The organism is Methanosaeta sp. UBA458 (assembly GCF_002496085.1).
GTDB lineage: Archaea > Halobacteriota > Methanosarcinia > Methanotrichales > Methanotrichaceae > Methanothrix > Methanothrix soehngenii.
Genome location: NZ_DAIK01000062.1, coordinates 5,136 through 10,924 on the forward strand (window position 1 = coordinate 5,136; position 5,789 = coordinate 10,924).

Genomic DNA, 5,789 nt, shown 5'->3' on the forward strand with positions numbered 1-5,789 from the left:
GATGATTGTCAGATTCAAGAAGGACGGCCTCGTCCGGGGCGGCTCGTACAGCATTGAGCATGGAATAGTATCGGGAGGAGAGATAATTCCCCTGGAGGATGCAGAGCTGCTCACGCCCTGTCAGCCATCAAAGATAATCTGCGTGGGCCTGAACTATGTGGAGCACGCCCGGGAATTAAAGATGAAGCTGCCCGAGGAGCCCATCATCTTTCTCAAGCCTCCTACTGCCGCGTTGAGCCCTGGGGGCGAGATCATATATCCTCCCTCCAGCCGGCAGGTGGACTATGAAGGGGAACTAGCGGTGGTGATAGGAAAGAGGGGCAGGAATATCCCGGCAGATGAGGCGGAAGGTCATATCCTGGGATACACCTGCTTTAACGATGTTACTGCTCGCGATCTGCAGCAAAGAGATACTCAATGGACCCGGGCCAAGAGCTTTGATACCTTTGCTCCCTTCGGCCCATGGATTGCGTCGATTGATCCCTCTGGCGTTGACATCGAGACCCGGGTGAACGGCGAGACCGTGCAAAAGTCCAATACCTCGGACCTGATATTCGGCGTTCCCAGGCTCATCGAGTTCATAAGCGGCATCATGACTCTGCAGCCGGGAGATGTGATAGCCACTGGAACGCCGCCGGGAGTGGGACAGCTGCATCGGGGCGATCTGGTGGAGGTCGAGATCGAGGGGATAGGCGTTCTCAAGAACTCTGTGGTGGCTGCCGACAGGAGCTGAAGGGATCGTTTAACTGCCAGCATTGTCCAATTTTTTATCCTTCCCGGCGCAAACGCTCATGCCGTCGAGTCTAGAACCGCCAGCCAGTCGAAGTCGGTGAGGCTCTCTGGCCCCAGGGGAAAGTAGGTGGGATTCTTTGCGCTTCCGGATCGGCGCGGAAGAGAGGCGATCTCATCTGCAGGAAGCCCCTGGCCTTTGCAGGTGGGGATGAGCCGCGCCGGACCAGGTGCAGCAGCCAGTCGTGCCTCCAGGGTGCTCTCCTCAGGCTTGCCTATGCCATTGGAGCTTGATACGCCCACTGCGGTTCCTATGACCGCATAGCCCGAACCCATGATCTGATCCAGGTGAGAGCCTGCCGGCCACCAGGAATAAAGGTCATCTGTGTATTGCCATTCAGCCCGACCCCGTTGCAGATGACGGTTGTGAGCGAAGGCCATCACCCTTCCCCTCTGGCTGCCCTCCCGGGACGTTATATACGCCAGGTTTTCCGCCATCATGGCATCACGAATGCCAAGGAGCCTGCTTGTTCGGTCGAGTGAGTTTCCGGCAAGCTCGGCATGATAGCTAAGCTGTTGCCGGGCAAGGGCTGCATAATGCACTGCCTCCTGATAGCGAGCTGGATCGCTTCCGGCCACCAGCTCGGGGCGGCGAACGAGCAGCTCCTCATAGAGGTCCTCCACTTCCGCGCGCAGCGCGATCGCATTGGGAGAGCGGCCAATGGATTTTGCCGGATCGATCAGAGAATCCGGATTATCCCAATCGGATTCCTGGCCCAGGAAGGGTTCGATCCTCTGGCGATGCTCCTCTCCTTGAACCGGGTCGATTGTGCCGAGGAAGTCCAGGACGAAGTATATCAGCTGCTTTGGACTATCGCTGGCCAACATCTCCGTGGGGCTATCAAAGCCGTAGAAATGGAGCTTATGGGCATGAGACGGGTCCGAATTGTACTCTTTCATCCACTCCACCAGATCTCGATTGGCATCAAGGTGGCCAAAGCCGTGGCTGAAGCCCAACTCCAGGATATCATCGAATGAATCCGGGCCCAGGCCGGCGATATACTGGTCCACCAGCCGCCCGCGGGGAAAGCTGCTCTCAATGGCTATGGCCACAAAGCCGTGATTCTCCACCAGGCGAATGAAAAGCCGGTTGCGCAAGAGGAGGATGTCGCTCTTCCCATGAAGAGCCTCTCCAAAGCCCAGGAGCCTCACTGTGTCCCCTATTCTGGCCATAGCCCTATCTATGGCATCGTTCAATTCGCTTGAATCGAGAGAGAATGGGATCGTCTGGGCCAAGATCCAATCTTCCAGGGTGGAATACCCGGGCTCAAAGCCGCCTTTGCGAGATAAGCTATCCATTTCCAGTAACCTCTGGCATCTCAAAGCTGCACATTGATGTCATAAAAAGGATTTCAGTGGGAAAAGTAATCTATATACCTCTATTTTTTGAATAATTAGATAAACTGTATCATGCAATATGTATATTCTATTTTGATTAAAATCATATATTCAGATGGTAATCCTCACAGGAGGTAACGAAATGAATACCAGATCATCTCCGGCAAAGCTCTTCTTAGCTATTGCCATAATCTGCAGCTCAATTCAATTGGGTATGGCAGATAATGCAACGCATGAGACTTCGGCAAAGAATGTAATTCTCCTTATCGGCGACGGAATGGGATTTCCCCAATTGACGCTGGCCAGGATCGATAAGGCAGGAGGAAATGTCACCCAGTATGGCTCAGTCGAGCTTTTCATGGACGGAATGGAGCAGACAGGGATGGTCAAGACATCCAGCGCGAACTCACTGGTAACCGATTCTGCTCCTGCATCTTCGGCTATGGCAACCGGTGAAAAGACGAACAATGGTGTTATCAGCCAAAATTCCGCCGCCATCCAGGGAAAGAGAGATGGAGAGAACCTGACCACCATTCTGGAGATGGCTGAAGATAGTGGCCTCTCCACCGGGCTTATCACCACCACCAGGATAACTCATGCCACGCCAGCCGCCTTCTACGCTCATGTGGATAACAGGGATAATGAGAGCGAGATAGCAGATCAGCTCTTCGCTAGCGGTGTTGAGGTGATTTTGGGAGGAGGTCTGCAGTACTTCACAGGAGAGAATGATACGGATCCCCTGGGCAATTATGGAAAGAGAGGCGACGAGAGAGCTCTTCTCAATGAGTTCGAGTCACAGGGTTATGCTCTGGTTTATAATGGATCGAGCTTCCAGAAGATAGATTCCAACACCACAGATAGGCTTTTGGGACTGTTCGATAGCTCTCATATGCAGTACGATCTGGAGAGGCTTTCGGGAGAGGAGAGGGATCCAAGCCTCGCTGAAATGACCAGCAAGGCAATCTCCATCCTCTCCCGTAATCCCAAGGGCTTCTTCCTTATGGTTGAAGGAGGAAGGATCGATCATGCAGGGCATGAGAGGAACATCAGCAAGAACGTCGCTGATACCCTGGCCTTTGACGAGGCAGTGAAGGTCGCAACGGATTTTGCCTCATTGAACAATGATACACTGGTGATTGTAACCGCAGACCACGAATGCGGTGGGCTGGTCTTGCAGCCGGAGAATCTGGATGTGTATGAGGCAGGAGGCATCAATCCCCTGTTTGCTTCTGGGACTACAAAGACCCAGGGACCCAGATATGATTTCATAACGGAGATGGAGGAGGCCACCCATACAGCAGTGGACGTTCCCATAATGGCCTCGGGCCCTGGGGCAGAAAAGGTCAGCAAGGGCGTGATAGACAATACCCGGATCTTTGAGATAATGAAAGAGGCCTTCGGATTCTAGGCCTCTTTACAATTTTTGAAGGGAATGATGAAGGTGAAAGAATGGTCCTGGCAGTGTCATTGATCGAGGTGACGCCTGATCGAGAGAAGGATGCGTATCGCACGATCAAGGAGATAAATGGCATTAAGAATATCTATCATATATTCGGAGAGCATGACCTTCTCATAATTCATGAGGCGGATGGCCTGAGTTCACTCAAACAAATGCTAAATGATATTAGAGAACTAAAATTTGTGAATGCTATGAGAACGATAGCGGAAACGCTTGCTGATTGAATAGAAGTCGATTGTGTCCATTATGAGGTTGAAAAATCAATATGCTGAGATTCATACGTGGCCTCATAATACCTATTTCAACTATATTCGCGATACAAAACCGACTTAAAGACATCAGAAAAAGGTTTAATGCGGGGTACGGGATTCGAACCCGCGAACTCCTGCGAGACAGGATCTTAAGTCCTGCGCCTTTGGCCAGCTTGGCGAACCCCGCAACCATATAAGGCCGCCGCTTACAATAGGACATGATGGATAAATAGTTTCCCGAATGATCTCAGAAAAAGGAATATTATCTGTTTAGTGGCAAAGGGGAGGCCGTGTGAGCCTACCTTTGCCCATATCGCATCAGGGATCGGCAATGAGCCAATGGCCCAAAGCCTATTCCAGTGCTTTTACTCTCTATTTGCCGTATCTTGATATTATTTATCTATCCGTATTGCTTATTCCGGAGGCAGAACCTGCTCGCCCGCTACTGCTGCTGCCGCCTCGCCCTTAACTATCTTCAGGCTGTTGATCAGGTTCATGGTCACATCCTCTGGATAGGTTGAGGATATAGCGACACTTGTTGTGCCTACAGAGACTGGTCCGCACTCGCACTTCTCGCTGTCAAGCCAGTACACAGCCTCAAAGAGCTGGGTATCGGCTGGAATGCTTGTGATCCCCGGGAAGGGAACTCCGCTGGCTACATATCCTTCCTTTCCATCTATGACCGTGTCTTCTACACTGGTAACATTGAAGCCGTTAACGGCGGCATTCAGGACAGTTATGGTCTTTTGGGGAGCGATGGTTGAATCTATAAGCTCCTTGTACTCGGTTATGACCACCCTTGCCCAGGTGGAGTTGTCTGTTACTACCTGCAGGCCGTAAAATGCAGCCGCATCAGACTCTCCAGCCTCCAGCGGTATCATCTCATACTGCATTTCGGTATTCATATCCAAAGTGACGGCATACGGTCCAAGCTGACTGCTCTCCGGCGCGGATATAGCCAGAGAGGAGAGCATCAGCACCAATGCAAATGCTAATACTGTTCTCACACAATTCACCGAGCTTCTCTTTGCTCCTCATCCTAGAAAAGTCTTGCTTTGATATAAATCTCGTATCATCCCTCCAAAAGAGCATTAGTATCAAATAGCGATAATGGGAAACGGATTCATATGAGATATGGCTGTGATGAGTTGGGAATCTACACCATCATCCTCTCTTTGGAAAAGGCGAAGCAGATCTGTATAGGGGCCCTGGGTGAGATCGATTTTGCCCCCGGATGCTATGCTTATACCGGCTCTGCCCGGGGGCCTGGGGGCTGCAGGAGGGTGGATCGCCATATAGAGATATTGCGGGGCACTAGAAACACCAGGAGATGGCATATAGATTATCTCCTCGCTCAGGCGGGCCTGGTCGAGGTGTTCATAACCAGGACATCGCGAGATCTGGAATGCAGTATAGCGGAAATGGTAGGAGAGCGTCTTGTGCCCATCAAGGGATTTGGCTCTAGCGATTGCCGCTGCATCAGCCACCTTCACTATGGAGAGGATCTGGTGAGCACGATGGCTGCGGTATCTCTTGCTCATTCTCGGGCGGCATCAATGACGCTTGAGCCATCGCGAGAATAATCAAAATTATAAACTAAATAAAATGAAAAAATAGTTATAGAAGCGGTATAAGTTCAGCTGATAGTGATATATCTCCACTGCTATAAATCTAAAAGTATGCATGCATTCCCCTTTTTTGCCCAAACATCCGAAACCCATTTATAGATTGAAATATAAAAAATGCTCAAAAGGGAAATAATCATAATAAATTAGCAGGGAACCAAAGTCACAATCTATTGAAGGGATAGATTAGATACAATAAGGGAGTAGTTGGATGAGGAGGAGCTCCAAGCTCAGACTACCAAGGGGGAAGCGTAGTCCAAAGGCAAGCCCTATGATGATGGGCATCGCCATATTTCTGGTTATTCTAGTTCCGACCATATTCTATCT

At 50.7% G+C, this 5,789-nt stretch carries 6 protein-coding genes and 1 tRNA gene; 4 read left to right on the forward strand and 3 right to left on the reverse strand.

Translation table 11 applies throughout. The annotated features are described in order from the left end of the window. Position 1 precedes the first annotated feature (1 nt). Complete coding sequence (locus tag BP822_RS04195) at positions 2 to 733, forward strand: fumarylacetoacetate hydrolase family protein (protein WP_286877791.1); 732 nt, start codon at positions 2 to 4, stop codon at positions 731 to 733. Positions 734 to 789: 56 nt separating this feature from the next. On the opposite strand, the gene BP822_RS04200 is transcribed toward BP822_RS04195, so the two are convergent. Next, entirely contained in the window at positions 790 to 2,088 is a 1,299-nt protein-coding gene (locus BP822_RS04200) for an erythromycin esterase family protein (protein WP_286877792.1), read from the reverse strand. Between the two features lie 181 nt (positions 2,089 to 2,269). On the opposite strand from BP822_RS04200, the gene BP822_RS04205 reads away from it, so the two are divergent. Both BP822_RS04205 and BP822_RS04210 read left to right on the forward strand, forming a co-directional pair. Continuing rightward, positions 2,270 to 3,535, forward strand: coding sequence for an alkaline phosphatase (locus BP822_RS04205; RefSeq protein ID WP_273278333.1), 1,266 nt, complete (start codon positions 2,270 to 2,272; stop codon positions 3,533 to 3,535). Positions 3,536 to 3,576: 41 nt separating this feature from the next. After that, positions 3,577 to 3,810: an Lrp/AsnC ligand binding domain-containing protein gene (locus BP822_RS04210; RefSeq protein WP_273270922.1), complete on the forward strand. Its 234-nt coding sequence runs from the start codon at positions 3,577 to 3,579 to the stop codon at positions 3,808 to 3,810. Positions 3,811 to 3,940: 130 nt separating this feature from the next. On the opposite strand, the gene BP822_RS04215 is transcribed toward BP822_RS04210, so the two are convergent. Continuing rightward, positions 3,941 to 4,024, reverse strand: a tRNA-Leu gene (locus BP822_RS04215). 226 nt (positions 4,025 to 4,250) lie between these two features. Then, on the reverse strand, positions 4,251 to 4,853 hold the full coding sequence (locus BP822_RS04220) for a hypothetical protein (protein WP_286877793.1): 603 nt from the start codon (positions 4,851 to 4,853) through the stop codon (positions 4,251 to 4,253). Between the two features lie 111 nt (positions 4,854 to 4,964). Between BP822_RS04220 and BP822_RS04225 the strand changes: the two genes are divergently transcribed. Next, positions 4,965 to 5,420: a GIY-YIG nuclease family protein gene (locus tag BP822_RS04225; RefSeq protein ID WP_276620353.1), complete on the forward strand. Its 456-nt coding sequence runs from the start codon at positions 4,965 to 4,967 to the stop codon at positions 5,418 to 5,420. Positions 5,421 to 5,789 lie beyond the last annotated feature (369 nt).

Excerpts from the sequence above, each read along its gene's own strand:
- BP822_RS04195 (WP_286877791.1), top strand. The coding sequence starts at position 2 with ATGATTGTCAGATTCAAGAAGGACGGCCTCGTCCGGGGCGGCTCGTAC.
- BP822_RS04200 (WP_286877792.1), bottom strand. The coding sequence starts at position 2,088 with ATGGATAGCTTATCTCGCAAAGGCGGCTTTGAGCCCGGGTATTCCACC.
- BP822_RS04205 (WP_273278333.1), top strand. The coding sequence starts at position 2,270 with ATGAATACCAGATCATCTCCGGCAAAGCTCTTCTTAGCTATTGCCATA.
- BP822_RS04210 (WP_273270922.1), top strand. The coding sequence starts at position 3,577 with ATGGTCCTGGCAGTGTCATTGATCGAGGTGACGCCTGATCGAGAGAAG.
- BP822_RS04225 (WP_276620353.1), top strand. The coding sequence starts at position 4,965 with ATGAGATATGGCTGTGATGAGTTGGGAATCTACACCATCATCCTCTCT.